General features: G+C 64.5%; 15 protein-coding genes. 5 read left to right on the top strand and 10 right to left on the bottom strand.

All coding sequences use genetic code 11. The features are described 5' to 3' along the window. Positions 1 to 38 precede the first annotated feature (38 nt). From KI243_RS32190 to KI243_RS32170, 5 genes are all read left to right on the top strand, one after another. Positions 39 to 1,187, top strand: a complete 1,149-nt coding sequence (locus KI243_RS32190; RefSeq protein WP_177108477.1) for an FAD-dependent oxidoreductase — start codon at positions 39 to 41, stop codon at positions 1,185 to 1,187. 189 nt (positions 1,188 to 1,376) lie between these two features. Beyond that, positions 1,377 to 1,652, top strand: a complete 276-nt coding sequence (locus KI243_RS32185; protein WP_003213368.1) for an HU family DNA-binding protein — start codon at positions 1,377 to 1,379, stop codon at positions 1,650 to 1,652. 226 nt (positions 1,653 to 1,878) lie between these two features. Continuing rightward, entirely contained in the window at positions 1,879 to 2,313 is a 435-nt protein-coding gene (locus tag KI243_RS32180; RefSeq protein WP_017125590.1) for a DcrB-related protein, read from the top strand. Between the two features lie 27 nt (positions 2,314 to 2,340). Then, positions 2,341 to 3,636 carry a PAAR domain-containing protein gene (locus KI243_RS32175; protein ID WP_017125589.1) on the top strand — a complete coding sequence of 432 codons (1,296 nt, stop codon included), beginning with the start codon at positions 2,341 to 2,343 and terminating at the stop codon, positions 3,634 to 3,636. Then, positions 3,633 to 4,166, top strand: a complete 534-nt coding sequence (locus KI243_RS32170) for a hypothetical protein (RefSeq protein ID WP_017125588.1) — start codon at positions 3,633 to 3,635, stop codon at positions 4,164 to 4,166. Before KI243_RS32175 ends, KI243_RS32170 begins: the two co-directional genes overlap by 4 nt. A 7-nt stretch (positions 4,167 to 4,173) precedes the next feature. On the opposite strand, the gene KI243_RS32165 is transcribed toward KI243_RS32170, so the two are convergent. The 10 genes from KI243_RS32165 to tssE form a co-directional block, all read right to left on the bottom strand. After that, positions 4,174 to 4,494: a hypothetical protein gene (locus tag KI243_RS32165; protein ID WP_244861801.1), complete on the bottom strand. Its 321-nt coding sequence runs from the start codon at positions 4,492 to 4,494 to the stop codon at positions 4,174 to 4,176. Between the two features lie 100 nt (positions 4,495 to 4,594). Beyond that, positions 4,595 to 4,879 (bottom strand): hypothetical protein, encoded by a 285-nt coding sequence (locus KI243_RS32160; protein WP_348529725.1) that lies wholly within the window; start codon positions 4,877 to 4,879, stop codon positions 4,595 to 4,597. An 82-nt stretch (positions 4,880 to 4,961) separates the two neighbouring features. After that, positions 4,962 to 5,366 (bottom strand): immunity 22 family protein, encoded by a 405-nt coding sequence (locus KI243_RS32155; protein ID WP_017125585.1) that lies wholly within the window; start codon positions 5,364 to 5,366, stop codon positions 4,962 to 4,964. Next, on the bottom strand, positions 5,367 to 9,815 hold the full coding sequence (locus KI243_RS32150; RefSeq protein WP_244861800.1) for an RHS repeat-associated core domain-containing protein: 4,449 nt from the start codon (positions 9,813 to 9,815) through the stop codon (positions 5,367 to 5,369). Between the two features lie 3 nt (positions 9,816 to 9,818). Next, on the bottom strand, positions 9,819 to 10,244 hold the full coding sequence (locus tag KI243_RS32145; protein ID WP_177087266.1) for a DcrB-related protein: 426 nt from the start codon (positions 10,242 to 10,244) through the stop codon (positions 9,819 to 9,821). 15 nt (positions 10,245 to 10,259) lie between these two features. Beyond that, the gene (locus KI243_RS32140) at positions 10,260 to 12,194 is read right to left on the bottom strand and encodes a type VI secretion system tip protein VgrG (RefSeq protein WP_017125583.1); all 1,935 of its coding nucleotides are present in this window, start codon (positions 12,192 to 12,194) and stop codon (positions 10,260 to 10,262) included. 140 nt (positions 12,195 to 12,334) lie between these two features. Beyond that, positions 12,335 to 15,013: a type VI secretion system ATPase TssH gene (tssH, locus tag KI243_RS32135; protein WP_212810293.1), complete on the bottom strand. Its 2,679-nt coding sequence runs from the start codon at positions 15,011 to 15,013 to the stop codon at positions 12,335 to 12,337. Next, complete coding sequence (gene tssG, locus KI243_RS32130) at positions 15,006 to 16,058, bottom strand: type VI secretion system baseplate subunit TssG (RefSeq protein WP_042935125.1); 1,053 nt, start codon at positions 16,056 to 16,058, stop codon at positions 15,006 to 15,008. Before tssG ends, tssH begins: the two co-directional genes overlap by 8 nt. Next, entirely contained in the window at positions 16,022 to 17,881 is a 1,860-nt protein-coding gene (gene tssF, locus KI243_RS32125) for a type VI secretion system baseplate subunit TssF (RefSeq protein WP_177087260.1), read from the bottom strand. The genes tssG and tssF overlap by 37 nt, the downstream gene beginning before the upstream one ends. After that, positions 17,878 to 18,393, bottom strand: a complete 516-nt coding sequence (gene tssE, locus KI243_RS32120) for a type VI secretion system baseplate subunit TssE (protein WP_017125579.1) — start codon at positions 18,391 to 18,393, stop codon at positions 17,878 to 17,880. Before tssE ends, tssF begins: the two co-directional genes overlap by 4 nt. Positions 18,394 to 18,535 lie beyond the last annotated feature (142 nt).

The raw sequence follows: 18,535 nt of genomic DNA, 5'->3' as shown, positions 1-18,535 counted from the left end.
CAATTTTTAAACACCTCTCAATGGATCTGGAGAAAGGAATGAGTGCACCTGTCGTGATCGTCGGCACCGGACTGGCCGGCTACAACCTGGCCCGGGAGTTTCGCAAGCTCGACGGCGAAACCCCGCTGTTGCTGATCACCGCCGATGACGGGCGTTCCTACTCCAAGCCCATGCTGTCCACCGGCTTCGGCAAGAACAAGGAAGCCGACGGCCTGAGCATGGCCGAACCCGGCGCCATGGCCGAGCAGCTCAAGGCCGAGATCCGCACCCACACCCGCATCAGCGGCATCGATCCGGGCCACAAGCGCCTGTGGATCGGCGAAGAAGCGGTGAACTACCGCGACCTGATCCTCGCCTGGGGCGCGGAAACCGTGCGGGTGCCGGTGGAAGGCGACGCCCCCGAGGCGATCTTCCCGATCAACGACCTGGAAGACTACGCCCGGTTTCGTGCCGCCGCCGCCGGTAAAAAGCGCGTGCTGCTGCTGGGCGCCGGGCTGATCGGCTGTGAATTCGCCAACGACCTGATCCTCGGCGGCTACGAAGTCGACCTGGTGGCCCCGTGCGAACAGGTCATGCCGACCCTGCTGCATCCAGCGGCGGCGGCAGCGGTGCAGGCCGGCCTGGAAGGCCTCGGCGCACGTTTCCACCTCGGTCCGGTGCTGACCCGCCTGCAGCGCGCCGGCGATCACCTGGAAGCGCACCTGTCCGACGGTGAAACCCTGGTTTGCGACGTGGTGGTCTCGGCCATCGGCCTGCGCCCGCGCATCGACCTGGCCGCGGCGGCGGGCTTGCAGGTCAACCGTGGGGTAGTGGTGGACCGCCAGCTGAAAACCTCCCACGCCAATATCTATGCCCTGGGCGACTGCGCCGAGGTCGACGGCCTGAACCTGCTGTACGTCATGCCGCTGATGAGCTGTGCCCGCGCCCTGGCCCAGACCCTGGCCGGCAACGCCACCGCGGTGACCTATGGCGCCATGCCCGTCACGGTGAAGACGCCGGTCTGCCCGCTGGTCGTTTCGCCACCACCACGGGGAATGGAGGGGGTGTGGACGGTCGAAGGGCAGGGTGCGGACATCAAGGCATTGTGCCGCGATGCCAGTGGTCGCCTGCTCGGCTACGCCCTGACCGGCGGTGCGGTCATGGAAAAACTGGCCCTCAACAAAGAACTCCCACCGCTGCTGGCGTAAATAGCGGGCGTTCTGTCGCAAACACCCTGCTTTTGCCCTGCTAAAGGTCGCTGGCAGACTGGCGCGGGGCCCGGCGCCGTGCCATCCTCACTCCCGTCTGCCGCAGAGTAGAGCCTGCGGCGCCTTGGGCGCTGTTCCGGAAGAACAGCACGGACATAACAACAAAAAACCGTCAAAGAGGCTTCACTTATGCGTAAACCAGAACTCGCCGCTGCAATCGCTGAAAAAGCGGATCTCACCAAAGAACAGGCCAACCGCGTTCTCAACGCCGTTCTCGAAGAAATCACCGGCGCGCTGCACCGCAAAGACAGCGTCACCCTGGTGGGTTTCGGCACTTTCCTGCAGCGTCATCGCGGTGCCCGCACCGGCAAGAACCCGCAAACCGGCGAGCCGGTGAAAATCAAGGCCAGCAATACCGTTGCCTTCAAACCGGGCAAGTCGCTCAAAGATAGCGTCAACCCGTAAGCACCAGGCTGGACTCCCGGAGCAAGGGGAGCGCTACAGGAAAATGGGCACACCGATGGGATCGGGTGCCCATTTTTATTGCCCGCGGCTTCGATCTGCCGGCAAAAATGAGAGCGGCGTCATGACCCGGTGAACGCCTGGTCGGCGCACCTTGATTGTTACCAGTTATTGCTTGAAGATTTGCGGCCCATCGCGTCACTCATCTGCATGGAAAGCGCCCCGTACCATGACCGCATACCGTCTTCAGGAAGCCGATCTCGAGATCCCCGATACCTGGCAGGATCAGAGCATCAATATCTTCAAGCTGCCCGCCGTGGGCGGTGCCAGGGAAGCCAGTTTTGTCATCAGTCGTGATCCGAGCCGGGGCGATGCGGTGTTCGCCGACTATGTCGCTGCCCAGTTGAAAAGCGCCGAGCAGCAGTTGCCGGGCTTCAACCTGGTCAAGCGCTGGGACTTCGTGCTGCATGAGCATGCCGCCGCGCTGCTCGATTACAGCTGGCAACGCGAGGGCCGCGAGCTGATGCTGCGCCAGGTCTTTATCGACCGCAAACCCGTGGTGCTGATCACCACCCTGACCACCACGCCGGACGACCTCGTGTACCACGAGCCGGCGTGGAAGGCGGCGATGCAGAGCCTCAAGCTCCAGCCACAGACCGCCTGACCAGCCTTCCGGGACGACGATAACGCCATGGATGTATTGGCCGCTGCCCGCCTCGGCGACGAGATAGCCCACGGTTTTGGCGTGGCCGCGATGGTCGCGGGGGCGGTGGCCGGTGCCCTGATCGGCGCCGCGGTGGTGGCCGCCACCGTGGCCACCGGCGGTGCGGCGCTGGCGATCATGGCCGGTTCGATCGCGGCGGGCGGCCTGTCGATGTTCCAGATCATCAAGGGCCTGAACACCATCTTCAACCTGCCCGAGCCGACGACCGGGGCGTTGATCATGGGCAGCCTGAACGTCTACATCAATACGCGCAACGCGATGCGCGCCGGGATCGATGTCTCAGCCACCTGCTCGGGGCTGCCGATGAACCATTCGACCTGGCCGTTTCCGGTGCTGATCGCCGAAGGCAGCGCCTCGGTCTATATCAACGGCAAGCCGGCGGCGCGGCTGCAGAGCAAGATGGTCTGCGGGGCGCATATCAAGAGCGGCAGCCCGAATACCTTTATCGGCGGGCCGACGATTGCCGTGGCGTTTGTCCTCGATCTGGAAAGCTGGTTGCACACCGGTCTCGAAGCCCTTGGCCTGGTGGCCCTGGGCGCGGCGGCGGTGCTGGCGGCGATGGCCGGCGCCGCGGCCTTTGCCGGTTTCGTGGTGATCGGCGGGGCGATGATGGGCGGCATGGCCTTGCTGGGTGACCTGGGCGATCGCCTGGGGCCGGGTTACCGCGACCTGTTGCAGGGTGTCGCGGGTATGGCGCTGTTGGGCCTGGGACCGAAGATGGCGCGGATCGGCAAGACGCCCGAGCCGCGCGCGGCGGTCTACAAGACGGGCATGACCGAGGCCGATATCATGGCGCTGCCCAAGGGCAGCCGGCCGCCGGCGAGCGACTATCTCGATGGCGCTTACGTCGACAAGCACCTCAAGGTGTTCGCCGACGAGGGCGGCGGCTTCCTGTTCACCCCCGACGACATCGCCAACCCCAAGTACACTTCGTTCAACCCGAACAAGTTCGTCATGGCCAAGTCCGATCTCAACGCCGTGGTGGCCGAGTACAAGAAGACCGGTGACGTCTCGGTGCTGGAGACGGCATTGGGCTACGATCCGGGATCGCTGGTGGGCAAGGACATCTACATGGTGAGCCTGGACAACCCCAAGGTGGTGATGCCCAGCGGCAACGAAGGCGGCGCCAACTCGCTGTGGCGCCCGGGCGGCCTGACCCATCCCGGTGGCAGGCAGGAGGCGGTGCTGGATAATGTGCCGATCTTCCACGGTAATGACGTCGACGCCCTGATGTCGACCCACGATGTAGTGAGAATCCAATGAGCAACCCGCAAGACAACGTGCTGCTGCTGGCACTGGCCAATGACGAACTGGACAAGTTCCTGGTGGGCGAGCCGTTCTACTTCCTCGAGGCCAAGGTCGACAACGATGAGCCACAGAATGTGGTGGCGGCCTTCGACCAGTTGATCCTGCCCTACTGGCGCCAGACCCATGATGCGAGCTTCGCGACCCGCTTCGTGGCCGCGTTGCTGACGATCCTGGCGACCTATCCGGACCGCAACCGGGCGATCTATATCGCCCATGACTGGGTCTGGTACTACCGCTTCTGCCAGGACAAGCAACGCAAGCAGCCGCAGGGGCCCTATGGCGATCTGTTCGATGTCGACCTGGGCAGCGTCGCCGTGGCGCTCAGGCGCCAACTGGAAAGCCGCAAGGCCGATCTGGTGGCCGATACCCGCTGGGCGGGCGCGGCCTGGAACAGCCCGGATGGCATGTGGACCCCGTTGATGCGCTCGGCGCTGATGGTGCGGGACAAGCTGGGTGGTCCGGACTTCGTTCCGGCCAACGCCTGAGCCTGCGCTAGGCGCTCATGGCCGGCGCGGAGTGGCCGGCATCCTTGAGCAGGGCGTCGACCTTCTTCAGGTGATTGAGCAGGGTGCCGACGTTGCTGGCATTGAGCAGCGTGCCCTGGGCGAAGGCCTTGTTCAGCGGGGCCATGGCGCTGGACACCGCGTGGTTGGCCTCGGCTTCGCGCAGGTTTTCCTGAAGCTGGGCGAGCATGTCCCTGAGCAGGGGATCATCCAGGGACAGCGGGGCGCCAAGGTCATGCTTCTTCAACGTGCTGACCAGCAACCCCAGCGCCACGCTGGCCCGCATCAACGCTCTTTCTCGTGCATCCATTCGCCATCTCCCCTGTTGACGATCCTGGTGACGGTTGAAGGATAGACCACGGTTACGGAGTCGTTCAGGTATCTGTCGGCAGCACCGATTCCAGCCCGACCTATCGGCCCACTACCGGATAGTGCCTGATACGGCACGCATACTCCTTGCCATCGCCCTTGCAGATACCATCCAGATACCGGTAGTCGACACGTACCGACTGGCCTTTGCCGGGCCACCGTTTGCGCGGCAGCGTGGCCTGATAGTCGCTCGTTTCCGGGGTGAAGGTGATGCTCGTGCCTTGCTCCGGGCATTCTGCCGTAGCCGATTTCGGGCTTACTGCCAGGATTCGGGCCTGTAGCTGCGGGTACGGTTGTTTCACTAACTCGGTGATGCGTAGTTCCATACGGCAGATCTGCCAGGTTGCCGCGCTTGCGGGCGCGCATATCACGCATAGCGACAAAGCCAGCAGCTTATGGCGGGTTGCTTTAATCACCCTGGAACAGACCAATGTATTTCAAGCCGTTATAGCTGTCCTTGATGGGTTGCTTGAGGACCAGATCTGCATCCTGGTACCAGAAGATGGCATTGGCTTTCTTGATTCCCAGGGCATCGCAGCGAGCTTTTACCAGAGGTAGATCGTCTTGATCGACGGCAGCTTCGACCAGGATCTCATCCAGCGAAACTTCGCTGTCACAGCGTGGGATGATGCCAATGAAGTCTTCGTCATACCAACGGGTGCCGATGTCTTTGCAGAAACCGCAGAGTTTGTAGTTTGGATCGTCAAAGTCACCTTCAACAGAATAATCCAGCTTGAAGTACGCCATGTACTCCGCTTCCGGCGAAAAGTTGCTGCCTATCCAGACATGGACATTGTTGTTTTCATTTGACATTTATAAGCACCTACTCAGTTTCATATGGTTTCTATGATTCCTGGCGATAATCACTTTGGCCTGCCGTTTGCTCGTGGCCGTTTCCAGCTCGGCAATCAATTTGTTGTGGAAGTGCCTGCCGGCACGGCTGCCGTGATGGCCACCATCCGGTACGGGTCTGCCTTTTGAGTCCGTAACGTTAGTAAAGGTAATCCTGTCGGTGTCGACCACGTATTTTTTCAACTCTTGAGCGGTAAAGCCCAGCTCCTTGGCCTTGGCCGCAAGCGACACGGGGAACATCTCATGTTTTCCACCGGCCCCGCGCAGGGCTGCGCTTACCGACTCCTTGTTGCTGCTGATATCTTTGACCGATGCGGTGTTGAACCACTCATCGAACTTTCCATTCGCCCAGGGCGCCCATCCCAGAGGATCTGACCAGGTCAGTGGGTTCGGAGCATACTGGTAAAGATTGAAACCGCCGATCAACCCAATCGGATCCGGCGTAGTAAACCGCCCCACATCCGGATCATAGAACCGGAACGTGTTGTAGTGCAGCCCGATCTCCCGGTCCAGGTACTGGCCCTGGAAGCGTAGGTTCTGTTCCTCGATATAGTACGGCTCGCGCACTTCCTCCAGGGTGTTGCCCCAGACCTTGTAGCGTGCCTGCCATACCGTCTGCCCGTCGTTTTCCGTCAGTTGTTCCGGCAGCCCGTTGAGGTCGTTGTGGTAATGGCGCACCTTTTGCTGCGCCCCCAGGCCATCGACTCGGGCCAGCGGTTCATAACCGTTATCGGCATACAGGTACAGGCTGGTCTGGCTATTGCGATGCTCCTGCAACAGGCGCAGGCCATCCCAGGTAAAACGTGTCTCGCCCAACGGATAGCCATTGCTGTCGTGCTCGCTCTTGCCGATACGCCGGCCCAGCGGGTCATAGGTCATGCGCACAACGGTTTCGCGTACGCCATTCTGGTTGTGTACTTCGATCAGGCGATGTTCGGCGTCATAGGCAAAGCGTTGCACGAGCCGGCTGCCACTGCGCTTTTCGATCATCCGCCCGAAGGCGTCGTAGCGGTAGCGCTTGTCCTGGTAGGTCAGCAGCTTGTTGTGCACCACCAGCCCCGTGCCTTGTTGCGGGCCGTCGAGCAGGTTGGCGGCGGCGTCGTAGGCGAAGGTCTCGCTCTGGCCCTGGATGTTGTCCTGGCTGGCGAGGATGCGCCCGGTGGCGTCGTAGTGCAGGAGCTGGCGGTGGTCGCCCCGTGGCTGTTGATCGAGGCGACCGATCAGGTTGTCGGCGGGGTCGTAGTCGAAATGCTTCTGGGCCGGTGCCGGCATTGCCGTGGGCGGGCCGGCGGGTCGGCGCATCCGGGAACGCAGCCGACCGCTGCGGTCGTAGTCGCTGCGGGTGCTGATCTGGCCCTGGGTACGCAGCACTTCGCGATGCAGGCGGTCGCGTTCGAAGTCGCTGATCACCTGGCCGTCGAGGTTGAGCTGGTGCAGGTGGCCGCTGCCGTAGTACAGGCGATTGACCCAGCGTCCGTCGGGCAACTGCGTCTGGACCAGGTTGCCCAACTCGTCATAGTGATGCCGCAGGCTGCCCGCCGTGCTCAGTTCTTCCAGTAACTGGCCGAGGGCATCGTAGGCGAAACCGAGCTTGTGCTCGTTGCCCTCCTTGTCGCTGAACACCACGGCGGTCAGCTGGTCGACGGGGTCGTAGGTATATTCGGTGTGCCCGTCATCGGTGATCTTGGCGACCAGCCGTCCGACCGCGTCGCGCTCCAACTGATGGACAATGGGCTTGACCGGTGCGCTGGGGACCACGGCCAGGCCATTGCCAAAGGGAGCCGGGACGTATTCGATACGGGTCGCGTTATCCAGTGCGTCATAGGCATAACGCCGGCCACTGCCGTCGAGGTCCTGCTGCTCGATCAGGCGATCATTGGCATCCCAGAGAAAGCGATAGCTCTCACCATTCTCGTTGGTCAGCGCCTGCAAGCGGCCATAGGCGTCATACCCGAACTGCACCTGCCGACCCAATGCGTCGATGCGCTGGCGGACCTGGCCGCGCCGGTCGTACTGATAAGCGGTGGTGTGTCCGGCCGGATCGACATGGCCAGTCAGCTGTCCGCTGCTATCGCGCAGGTACTGTTCGACGCGACCGTCCGGCAACGTGCTCTGCAACAGGTGACCTTGTGCGTCGTGCTGGTAGGTCATTCGTTCGCCGAGGGCGTCGATGACCACGTGCAGATAGCCGCGCCGGTCGTAGCCGAAGCGGGTCGCATAGCCGGAGCAATCGACATGCTCGGTCAGTTGCCCGAGATCGTTCCATTGCAGGGTCTTGCTCTTGCCGCTGGCATCGATGATTTCCACCGCCTGGCCGCGATTGTCGTAGCGGTAGCGGGTGACCTGTCCCAGTGGGTCGATTTCGTGGGTGCAGTTGCCGCGCGGGTCGTACTGGTACTGCCAGCTGTTGCCGGCGCTATCGGTTTCCACCAGTGGCAATGCCCAGTGTTCCAGCCACAGGGTCGACTCGCTGCGCCCCAGCGGATCGACGGTGCCGCTGAGATTGCCGGCTTCGTCATAGCTGTACTGATATTGCCCGCCCTGGGGATCGGTGGCACCGAGCAACTGACGTTCGTCGTTCCATTCGAATTGCCAGGTCTGTCCCAGGTTGTCGGTGTATCCGGTGATCTGGTGCTGCGGGTTCCAGTGGCGGGTACTGATGCGCCGCAAGCCATCGGTGACGCGCGTGATGCCGTTGTCCAGATCGTAGTCGAACAGGTACTCGTCACCCTCGTCGGTCCAATGGCGGATCACCCGCCATTCGCGGTGGTCGACCAGCGCCCACTGATAGAAACAACGCAATCCGGTGGGCAGTTGATGTTCGACCATCCGCCGGTTTTCGTCATAGGCGAAGCGTCGCTGCACCTGGCCGAGTGCGTCGCGAACTTCAGCCAGGTCGCCATTGTGGTCGTACTCGTAACTGACCAGCATTTCACGTATCTGGTCCGGATAGAGGCGTTCGATCTGGCTAACACGTCGTGGCCAGCGGGCGCTGTAGATCAGCTCCACCTGGACCTGGTCGAAGGTGTCGCGCAAGCGGATCAGCGCGCCCGCCTCGCTGTAGTCGAGATAGATGCGGTTGTCGTTGCGGTCGCCCAACTGGCTCAGGCGCAGCAACGATGGATCCGCGAGGGTCGGTTCGAACAGCCGATACAGCCCGTCATCGCTCTCGATCAGCAATTGCCCGTTGCCGTTACGGCGCACGGCCAGGCTTTCGCCGGCACTGAATACCGCGCCGCCCAGGGGGATCGAGCCCATGTCGATGCGGCGGGCCTGCTCGTCGGTATAAACCAGGCGCTCGCCGCCTTCGGGATGTGGCTCGATGCGTACGCTGATTTCATAGGGCACGCTCCAGCCGGCACCCAGCAGGCTGTCATTACGCTCATCGCGGCTGTTGTAGAACCGTTGCCAGTCGATGGGCAGGATGCCGGGCAGGGCGAAATCCAGTTCTTCCTCGCCACCCAGTACCTTGGCACCGGTAGCGGCGTGGACCGGGTTGGGTGAGCCGGCGATGGCCTGGGTCAACGCCCCGGTGGCCTGGCTGACGACGAACGAGTTGAGCCCCGACAGCAACATGCACGGCAGATTGCTGATGAACTTCCCCTTGCCGCCCTTGAGCATCATCAGCACGGTGATCGCCAGACCGATGCCCGGCGTCTTGCCGCTGCGGATCTCGCGCACCACCACCGAGCCGCCGCCGATGGTCACGTTCGAGGACACCATGCCGGACGCTACCACCTTGGCATCGCAGGTGCTGCGGTCGCCGCTGCGTATGGCCGGCTGGCCGTTGATGCTGACTTTCTCCGAACCTTCGGCGAGAAACTGCGGTGGCATCGGCGGATGCTTCATGCAGGTGACCAGGTCCAGCGGCTTGGGCACCGTGCCGGGCCCCGGGGTGGCGACGGTGGGGCGCCACATCTGCGAGAAGAAACCCTTGGCCATATCGAGGAAACCGGGGCCTTCCTCGGCCGGCGCTTCTTCCTCGGCGGGGGCGGCGCTCTCGCTGTGGGGCGCGCCGCCGGCCGGGGCCGGGGGAGGGGCCGTGCCGGCTGCCCGCGCGGCGGGAATGGAGTTGGTCAGGGTGTTGGTGGAGCCGGTCAGGATCGTCGCCTGTACCGTGGGCGGGAACAACGCATTGCCGATGCCCTCGCACATACTGCTCAGGCCCTTGTCGGCGCCGGTCTTGCTCATGACCACGCCGACGATCACCCCGACCACCGCTCCCAGCAGGCAGGCGCCCAGGCCGCCGGTGGCCACCGTGATGCCGGTCGCCGCGACCACCGCAGCCGTCGCCAGTGCGCCGATGGCGACGTTGGCCGCCACCTCCAGCACGCCGCCGAGGATGTCGGCCATCACCGAGGTGTGTTCCAGCCCGTCTCCCAGTCGGGCCGCCCAGAGCGCGTCAGACATCCGTCAGGTCAGCGTCAGGCTGTGCTTGAGCGTGGCCCAGTGCGCGGTTTCGGCATCGCCCAGGGGCTGCGCCTTGACGTAGCTGAGGGCGATCATCTTGCGCGTGCCGGGAGGCACGAACGCCAGCTGGAACTGGAAGACTTTCTCCGTGCCCTTGCTGAACTGGCTGCGCAATTCGATGGCGTCGATGGACTGGTCCGCCCCCAGCCGCACATCCTGGCGCGGCTGGTAACGCAGCTCCTGGACCTGCTGCTCCAGGCGCTTGAGCTGGGTGTCGAAATTGCCGCGCAGGTCCTCGCCCTCGGCCAGCACGCTGCGACTGACGATCAGCGAGGTCCCCAGTTCGGGGAACTTGAGGATATTGATCGAGGCATCCAGCAATTCGCTGTCCGGCAGCTGGAACTGGAGTTCGTTGATTCGGTAGGTCATGGCAGGCAATGCTCCTTATTTGGGCGCGGGGAAGGCGGACGCCACCTTGGCGTCAATCGTGCCTTTCATGCCGTCGCCGTCGGGCGCGGCGTCGGCGCCCTTGCCATTGTTGAGGTGCAGGACGCCGCCGGTGTTGAACTGCGCATCGCCGCTGGCATGGAAGCTGATCTGCACGCCGCAGAGGTTGATCTGGCCGCTGGCGTTGAGCTCCAGCACGCTGGCTCCGCAGACCAGGCGCAGGTTCTCGCCCACCTCGATCAGGTAGCTCTGGCTGATGCTGTCGGTCTTGCTCTGGCCCACCGCCAAGACGTCCTGCTGCTTGACGATGCGCACCCGGTTGTTGCCGATCAACACGGTTTCGTCGTGGCCGATGCGCTTGTTGCGGTCATGGCCCACCGAGTGGCTTTCATCGACCTCGACCACGATGTCCTGGTTGCGCTCGGCATGGATATACAACTGCTCGGCGCCCTTCTTGTCCTCCATGCGGATTTCGTTGAAGTTCGCCGGCGTGCCGCCCTTGCTCGAACGGCTTTTCATGCCGCTCTGGGTCGCCGCGGCGGGCAGGTCGTAGGGCACCGTCTGCTCGGCGTTGTAGACCCGGCCGGTGATGATCGGCCGGTCGGGATCGCCCTCGAGGAAGCTGACGATGACTTCCTGGCCGATCCGCGGAATCTGCATCGAGCCCCAGTTCTTGCCGGCCCAGGCTTGCGACACGCGGATCCAGCAGGAGCTGTTCTCGTTGGACTGGTCGTGACGGTCCCAGTGGAAGTGCACCTTGACCCGGCCGAACTGGTCGGTCCAGATCTCTTCGCCGGCTGGACCGACCACCACCGCGGTCTGCGGGCCCTTGACGATGGGCCGCGTGGTGTTCGCCAGCGGACGGAAGCTCTGCTGCGCGTCGATGCAGGTCAGGCTGCTTTCGAACTGCGCGCCGGCCGCGGTGGCGCCGGATTCGAGGTTTTCCTGGGCGATGTAGTAACGGGCGCCGACGATCAGGTACTCGCGATTCTGGTCCTGGCGGCCGAAGCCGGTCAGGCTGAACAGGTGCCCGGCCCCGACGCCACGGGCGTTGCCGTTGAGCTCGACGCGCTCATGCAGGCTCTGGATGGCTTCGATGCGCGTGCGGGCGTAGTGCTCGCCGTCCTGGCTCTGCACATAGGTGCCGGGGTAGTCGTAAAGCGGATAGTCACCGGCGGTGTGCGGGCGCGGCATGGCCGAGCGCACATCGATCCGCGCGCTGGGGCGCTGGAAGTCGTAGTCGTTGAGTTCCAGCGAGCCCGGCTGGACTTCCTGGGCCAGGTGCCAGCCATTGAGGTGGTCGCGCTCGCGATGCTGGCCGTCCGGCGGATAGTAGGGCAGCGACTCGTAGCCCGGCGCCGGGTGGTGCGCGCCGTAGGCGTCGGCCAGGACCAGTACGTGGCGATCCTTTTCATGGCGGAAGTAGTAGTAGATGCCTTCCTGTTCCATCAGCCGGCTGACGAAATCGAAGCTGCTCTCGCGGTACTGCACGCAGTATTCCCACTCGCGGTAGGGCTGGCTGAGGACATCCTCGAAGTCGGAGAAGCCGAGGTCGCGGAACACCTGCTTGATGATCTGCGGGATGCTCTGGTGCTGGAAGATCCGGCAGTCGGAGGTCCGGGTCAGCAGCCAGAGCCAGGGGCGCAGGGTCACCGAGTAGCTGGCGAACTGGCCCTGGCTGACATTCTGGCTGCAGCGCGCGACGATGCCGTGGAAATGCCGGGCGCCGCCGCCCTGCAATTGCAGGGTGAGGCTCATGGGCTTGCCCAGCAACTGGTTCAGGTCGATGGCGCCGTCGCTGGAGGTCAGGTGCAATTCGTAGTCGAACAGCCGACCCAGTTCCTCACCGCCGCCGAAATCCTTGAGCAACAGCACGTCCGGCCCGAGTGGGCTGTTGATCTGGGCCAGGCGGGTGGCTTGTGTGAATTGCATCGATTATCTCGTTGAATGCGATAGATGGAGCGCTACACACTTGTAGGAGCCGGCTTGCTGGCGATCCAGGCGATGCGGTCTGGAAGGACACCGTGTCGCTATCATCGCTGGCAAGCCAGCTCCTACAGGTTATGGCGTAGTCAAGTTGCGTCGCTGAACTGGTAGTGCAGCTCGTTATCCCGCTCGCTGATCCGCACGCCTGCCAGGGCCTTGCCTTCGAGCATGCGCGTGAGGAATTCGCGGCTCATGTCCGGCAGCAGGCTGTTGGTCAGGATGGTATCGATCATCCGCCCGCCGCTTTCGGTCTCGGTGCAGCGCGAGACGATCAGGTCGACCACCGCGTCGTCGAAGTCGAAGGCGACCTTGTGGGTGCTCTCCACGCGCTTCTTGATGCGGCCCAACTGCAGGCGGGTGATCGCCTTGAGCATGCTGTCGCTGAGCGGGTAGTACGGAATGGTCACCAGGCGCCCGAGCAGCGCCGGCGGGAAGATCTCCAGCAACGGTTGGCGCAGCGCCTTGGCGATCTCTTCCGGGTCCGGCACGTTGCTGGCGTCCTTGCACAGGTGCGAGATCAGCTCGGTGCCGGCGTTGGTGGTGAGCAGGATCAGGGTGTTCTTGAAGTCGATCACCCGGCCTTCGCCGTCCTCCATCACGCCCTTGTCGAAGACCTGGAAGAAGATCTCGTGCACGTCCGGGTGGGCTTTTTCCACCTCGTCCAGCAGCACCACGCTGTAGGGCTTGCGCCGCACGGCCTCGGTCAGCACGCCGCCTTCGCCATAGCCGATATAACCCGGCGGGGCGCCCTTCAAGGTCGAGACGGTGTGGGCTTCCTGGAACTCGCTCATGTTGATGGTGATGACGTTCTGCTCGCCGCCGTACATGGCTTCGGCCAGGGCCAGAGCGGTTTCGGTCTTGCCCACGCCGGAGGTGCCGGCGAGCATGAACACGCCGATCGGCTTGCTCGGGTTGTCGAGGCCGGCGCGGGAGGTCTGGATGCGCTTGGCGATCATTCGCAGGGCATGGTCCTGGCCGATGATGCGCTTTTGCAGGTGCTGGTCGAGGTTGAGCACGGTTTCCAGTTCGTTGCGGGCCATGCGGCCCACCGGAATGCCGGTCCAGTCGGCCACGACCGAGGCCACCGCCTGGTAGTCCACGGTCGGCAGGATCAGCGGGGTTTCGCCTTGTAGGGCACTGAGGCGCTGTTGCAGGTCGACCAGCTTTTCCCGCAGGGCGTGGCCCTGTTCGGTGCCGGCCTCGCTGTCGACCACGCCGACGCTTTCGCGCAGCTCGGCGCGGGTGGCGAGCAGTTCGTCCACCAGGCCTTTTTCTTCGGCCCAGCGGCTTTCCAGTTCGGCCAGGCGCTCGCGCTCGTTGCCCAGCAAGGTCTCGCTGTTGTTCTGGCGGGCGCCGGTATCGATGCCGATGGCGTGTTCGCGGGCAATGATCTGCAGCTCGGTTTCCAGGGCCTCGATGCGTCGGCGACTGTCATCGACTTCCGCCGGCACCGCGTGCAGGCTGATGGCGACCCGCGCGCAGGCGGTGTCCAGCAGGCTGACGGACTTGTCCGGCAGCTGCCGCGCCGGGATATAGCGATGGGACAGCTTGACCGAGGCCTCCAGCGCTTCGTCGAGGATCTGCACCTGGTGGTGTTTTTCCATGGTCGAGGCGACGCCACGCATCATCAGCAGGGCCTTGTCTTCCGAGGGCTCGGCGACCTGCACCACCTGGAAGCGGCGGGTCAGCGCCGGGTCTTTCTCGATGTGCTTCTTGTACTCGGCCCAGGTGGTGGCGGCCACGGTACGCAGGGTGCCGCGGGCGAGGGCGGGCTTGAGCAGGTTGGCCGCGTCGCCGGTGCCGGCGGCGCCACCGGCACCAACCAGGGTGTGGGCTTCGTCGATGAACAGGATGATCGGCTTGGGCGAGGCCTGGACGTCTTCGATGACCTGGCGCAGGCGTTGTTCGAACTCGCCCTTCATGCTCGCGCCGGCCTGCAGCAGGCCGATATCGAGGCTGCGCAGCTCGACATCCTTCAAGGCCGGCGGTACGTCGCCGGCGACGATGCGCAGGGCGAAGCCCTCGACCACGGCGGTCTTGCCGACCCCGGCTTCGCCGGTGAGGATCGGGTTGTTCTGGCGCCGGCGCATGAGGATATCCACCAGTTGGCGGATCTCCTCGTCACGGCCGACGATCGGGTCGAGCTTGCCGCTGCGGGCCTGTTCGGTCAGGTCGACGGTGAAACGCTTGAGGGCTTCCTGCTTGCCCATGGCGCTCGGGGCCATGGCACCGCTGGCTTCGCCCGGCACGGCACCGGCATTGAAGCCGTCGCTGGCGACCAGGTTGTTTTCCGGCGAGTCACCGACATATTCGTCGAAACGTTCGCTCAGGGCCTCGGCCTTGATCTTGTCGAACTCCGTCGACAATCCCAGCAGCGCATGGCGCAGGCTCGGGGTCCTGAGGATACCGAGCACCAGGTAGCCGGTGCGCACCTGGCTCTCGCCGAACATCAGGCTGCCGTAGACCCAGCCGCGTTCCACGGCTTCCTCGACATGGGACGACAGGTCGGTGATCGAGGTCGAGCCACGGGGCAGGCGGTCCAGCGCCTCGGTCAGGTCGCGGGCCAGGCGCGCCGGTTCGAGGTTGAACTGGCGCACCAGCCGGTGCAGGTCCGAGTCCTGCAATTGCAGCAACTGGTGGAACCAGTGGGCGAGTTCCACATAGGGATTGCCCCGCAGCTTGCAGAAGACCGTGGCGGCCTCGATGGCCTTGTAGGCGACGCTGTTGAGTTTGCCGAACAGCGCGGCGCGACTGATTTCACCCATGCTCTGTGCTCCTTGAGTGGTGGGCTGGTGTGGCGTGTTCGGCGTAATGCCGGGCCAGGATCAGGTCCCTGGCATCGTCTCGGGGTTGGCCGACCCAGGTGTTGAAGCCCAGGCGGAACCGGCCGTTGAGTTGCAACCTGGGGACTTCGGGCTGTTCGAGGACCAGGTTCAGGTCCCAGTCCAGCTCGTGTCCCAGGTATTCGGCGACCCAGGCCACCAGATGACGGAAGGGTTCGCCGTCGGGCAGCAGGCCCATGTATTCATCGAGCTTCAGCGGGCCGAAGCGGATCCGGAACTTGTGCTGGCGATCCCAGACGTGGCGCCCGAGGCAGAAGTCCACGCCCAGCTGGTGGGCGCTGACCCCGACCCGGCTGCGTTCCGGCAGCTCCAGCCACTGGCCGACGTATTCCTCGATTTCCACCGGCAGGCCGAAATACTCGCTGAGGATCGCCTTCAGGCCGTCCGGATAGCGGGTCTGCGCGGCGAGGTGGCCGCTGAAGTGCAGCTTGGCGGTATCCGGGATCAAGCCTTGCTTGAGCAGGCTGGGCATGCCCCGGCCGCTCAGGGCGGCGAGGCGCGCGGACCAGTAGTCATCGTCCGGGCGGTCGTGGCTGACGGTCGGCCGCGCCTCGGCCCAGGCCCGGTAGAACAGGCTCAGCAGGCGGTGGTGGAAGACATCGAGAAAGCGCTTGCTGGTGCTGTCGGCGTTATTGCGCTGGCGCTCGCGCATGTATTCGGTGAGGTGCAGCGGCAGCGGGCCATTGGGGCCGCCGAGGCCGAAGAAGAACTGTTCCAGGCGCGCCGGCGTGGTCTCGGTGGCCGGTGACATCGACGCCAGGGTCGCCGGGGCGAAGGCGCAATCGAGCTGCTGGCCGAGGCGCAACGGATCGTCCGCCAGGCGCAACGAATGGCCGAAGCGCGGCAGGTGCGGCGATTCGCACTCGATACGTCGCAGCGCCTGGAAGAAATCGTATTCCCAGGGCTCGGATTGCATCGCCGTGAGCGTGCTCACAGGGTCGGACGGCGTCCGGGCTTGGCTTTCCATCGCATGATCTCGCCGCGTTCGGTGGTACGGATCACCGTCTCGGTAAAACTGTTGATCGACACATAGCGTGCCAGGAAACGTTCGAACACCGCGCCGAGGAGAAACACCCCGGTGCCGCGAAACGCGTTCTCGTCAAATTCCAGGGTGATCTCCAGCCCGCGGCCGAAGACGATCGGCCCGGGCATCGGCAGGCGCCGGGTGCAGGCCTTGCTGCTGACCTCGCGCAGGCCTTCGATCTGCAAGTGCAGGGCGGCGTCGTTGCTGTCGCCATACAGGCGCAGCAGTTCGCGCAGGGCAGCGGCGCCCTGGCCCTGTTCGCTGAGCGACAGGTAGTTCAGCGACAGCTGGCTGATCAGGCGCCAGGCCTTGTTGTCATGGGCATGGCTGGCGCGCGGCCGGCTCGGCCCGGCCAGGCAGCGCACCGCCGACACCGGGGCACTGTCGGCCAGGGTGAAGTCGCTCTTGCCGGTGCCGACGTTCATGAACAGCGGCAGGTCGCGGTTGGTGCACAGGGCGCTGACGCCCAGCTGGCGCAGGTCGTGGCGGTACGGGGCCTGCTGGCTGTCCACCAGGCTGATGAAGGTCTCGCTGCCGATATAGGTCGAGCGGGTGCCCTTGCGCCGTTGTTCGCTGGACAGCACCCGTGGTTCGCGGCGCAGGGTGTAGTAGGCCTGGTCGCGGCCATAGCGGGACGGATCGCGCACGGCATAGAACGGCAGGAACGGCTGGTCGGGTCCGGTGCCGTGGCCGGTGACGCCGGTCAGCGAGTGGATCTCGAAGTCCATGGGCCGGGTGCGGTCGGCGATCACATGGTGCTCGTTGACCCGGTCGGACAGGTGGATGCGGTCCACGCGACGGGGAAACAGGTTGATCGCCGGCGTGCAGAAGGGCACGAACTGCGCGCTGCCGACGCTGCCTTCCAGACTCTGGTCGAAGCGCTCGAACAGCACGATCAGTTCCAGCTCCTGGCCGGCGCAGCGTTTGACCGCGCGCCCCAGCCCGGCGAACTCGACGAACAGGTAGCGTTGCGGCAGGGCGAAGTATTCCTGCAGCAGCCGATAGCCCTGGAAGGCCTGGGCCACCACCGGCATCGCTGCTTCCCGGTCATCGAAGCCGCAGGCGCGCAGGGCATCCGGCGGCAGGCGTTCGACCCAGTCGCCGCCGGGGGCACGGGCGAAGACCGCGCAGGCATTGCCCAGCAGTTGCTCGTAGAGCCGGAACGGCTGCTCGTCGGCGCCATTGAGATACAGCGGCAGGCTGTCCAGGTCGAGCTGGTTGAACGGCAGCTCGGCCCCGGTGCGCAGGGTCAGGCGCAGGCCAGCCTTGGCTTTCGGCTCACTGGCGGCCAGGCGCCCGAGCACTGCCGAAGGATTGCCGAAGTACTCGGCCTGGCTGACCTGCAGCGGCCACAAGGTCACGGCATGGGCGCTGCGGTACTCGCAGGAGGTCTGGGTGTCCTTGCCCAGGGTGGCGCGCAGCACGCTGTCGCGGGGCAGGGTGAAACCGCCGGCCAGCGAGCCTTCGTCGGGATCGGCCTGCAGTTGCACCACGGTCATCGACGGGGTCGGCGCCAGGTAGTGCGGGTAGGCGATTTCCAGCAGGTTGTGGGTGAAGGTCGGGTACTCGGCGTCGAGCTTGAGCTGCACCCGCGCGGTGAGGTAGGCGAAACCTTCCAGCAGGCGCTCGACATAGGGGTCGGCGCAGTCGATCCCGGACAGCGTCAGGCGCCCGGCGATCTTCGGGTATTCCTTGGCGAACTCGGCGGCGCTTTCGCGCACGTGCTGCAGTTCCTGGTTGTAGAGGTCGAGCAGGCGCGGGTTCATGAACGTCTCCGTTGCTCGGCCGGGACCACGCGTACATGGCCGGACTCCAGGTCGAGGTCGGTGCGCAGCAGCAATGGCAGGGAGGCCGGCAACGCCCAGAGATCGCCCTCGATCTCGAAGCTCAGGGCATTGTGGTTCATCTCGCCGTAGGCGACCTGGGCGCGGACCCGCAAGGTGCTGGCCAGGATGCGCGGCTCGAAGGTGACGATGGCCTTGTGGATCAGGCTTTCCAGTACCGGGATATCGATGCTCGAGGCACTGTAGCCGGCCAGTGCCGGCAGGCCGTAGTTGATCACCGAGGTGCCCGCCGGGGTGTGCACGGTGGCGTCGGCGTCGAGCAGCGACGTGGTATTGAGCAGCCAGGTCAGGTCACGCAGCACCGAGGCCTTGAGCTGGCTGAGGGACAACACGCGTTTGTCCGTGCCTTCCTGCAGATGGCCGGGTTCGTCGTCGGTCAGCCGGTCGAGCAGCGACGGTTGCAGGCGTTCGCGCAGGGCGAAGTCGCTGGGCACGCTACTCATGGCGCAACGTCGCCCGTCCGAACGTCATGGGGGCGGGCCGCTCTGGGATGGCAGCAGCGCTGATCGGGAAACGAAGGCTTGGCCATGCTCGGGCACCGGGAGTGAATCGAATTCGGGGGTAACGCCAGACGCC

The organism is Pseudomonas sp. Ost2, assembly GCF_018326065.1.
Classification (GTDB): Bacteria; Pseudomonadota; Gammaproteobacteria; order Pseudomonadales; family Pseudomonadaceae; genus Aquipseudomonas; species Aquipseudomonas gingeri.
Note: the sequence above shows the minus strand (reverse complement) of the source record. Positions and strands in the feature narration are given on the sequence as shown.

Excerpts from the sequence above, each read along its gene's own strand:
- KI243_RS32150 (WP_244861800.1), bottom strand. The coding sequence starts at position 9,815 with ATGTCTGACGCGCTCTGGGCGGCCCGACTGGGAGACGGGCTGGAACAC.
- tssG (WP_042935125.1), bottom strand. The coding sequence starts at position 16,058 with ATGGAAAGCCAAGCCCGGACGCCGTCCGACCCTGTGAGCACGCTCACG.
- tssF (WP_177087260.1), bottom strand. The coding sequence starts at position 17,881 with ATGAACCCGCGCCTGCTCGACCTCTACAACCAGGAACTGCAGCACGTG.
- KI243_RS32175 (WP_017125589.1), top strand. The coding sequence starts at position 2,341 with ATGGATGTATTGGCCGCTGCCCGCCTCGGCGACGAGATAGCCCACGGT.
- KI243_RS32170 (WP_017125588.1), top strand. The coding sequence starts at position 3,633 with ATGAGCAACCCGCAAGACAACGTGCTGCTGCTGGCACTGGCCAATGAC.
- tssH (WP_212810293.1), bottom strand. The coding sequence starts at position 15,013 with ATGGGTGAAATCAGTCGCGCCGCGCTGTTCGGCAAACTCAACAGCGTC.
- KI243_RS32180 (WP_017125590.1), top strand. The coding sequence starts at position 1,879 with ATGACCGCATACCGTCTTCAGGAAGCCGATCTCGAGATCCCCGATACC.
- KI243_RS32145 (WP_177087266.1), bottom strand. The coding sequence starts at position 10,244 with ATGACCTACCGAATCAACGAACTCCAGTTCCAGCTGCCGGACAGCGAA.
- KI243_RS32185 (WP_003213368.1), top strand. The coding sequence starts at position 1,377 with ATGCGTAAACCAGAACTCGCCGCTGCAATCGCTGAAAAAGCGGATCTC.
- KI243_RS32165 (WP_244861801.1), bottom strand. The coding sequence starts at position 4,494 with ATGGATGCACGAGAAAGAGCGTTGATGCGGGCCAGCGTGGCGCTGGGG.
- KI243_RS32190 (WP_177108477.1), top strand. The coding sequence starts at position 39 with ATGAGTGCACCTGTCGTGATCGTCGGCACCGGACTGGCCGGCTACAAC.
- KI243_RS32155 (WP_017125585.1), bottom strand. The coding sequence starts at position 5,366 with ATGTCAAATGAAAACAACAATGTCCATGTCTGGATAGGCAGCAACTTT.
- KI243_RS32140 (WP_017125583.1), bottom strand. The coding sequence starts at position 12,194 with ATGCAATTCACACAAGCCACCCGCCTGGCCCAGATCAACAGCCCACTC.
- KI243_RS32160 (WP_348529725.1), bottom strand. The coding sequence starts at position 4,879 with ATGGAACTACGCATCACCGAGTTAGTGAAACAACCGTACCCGCAGCTA.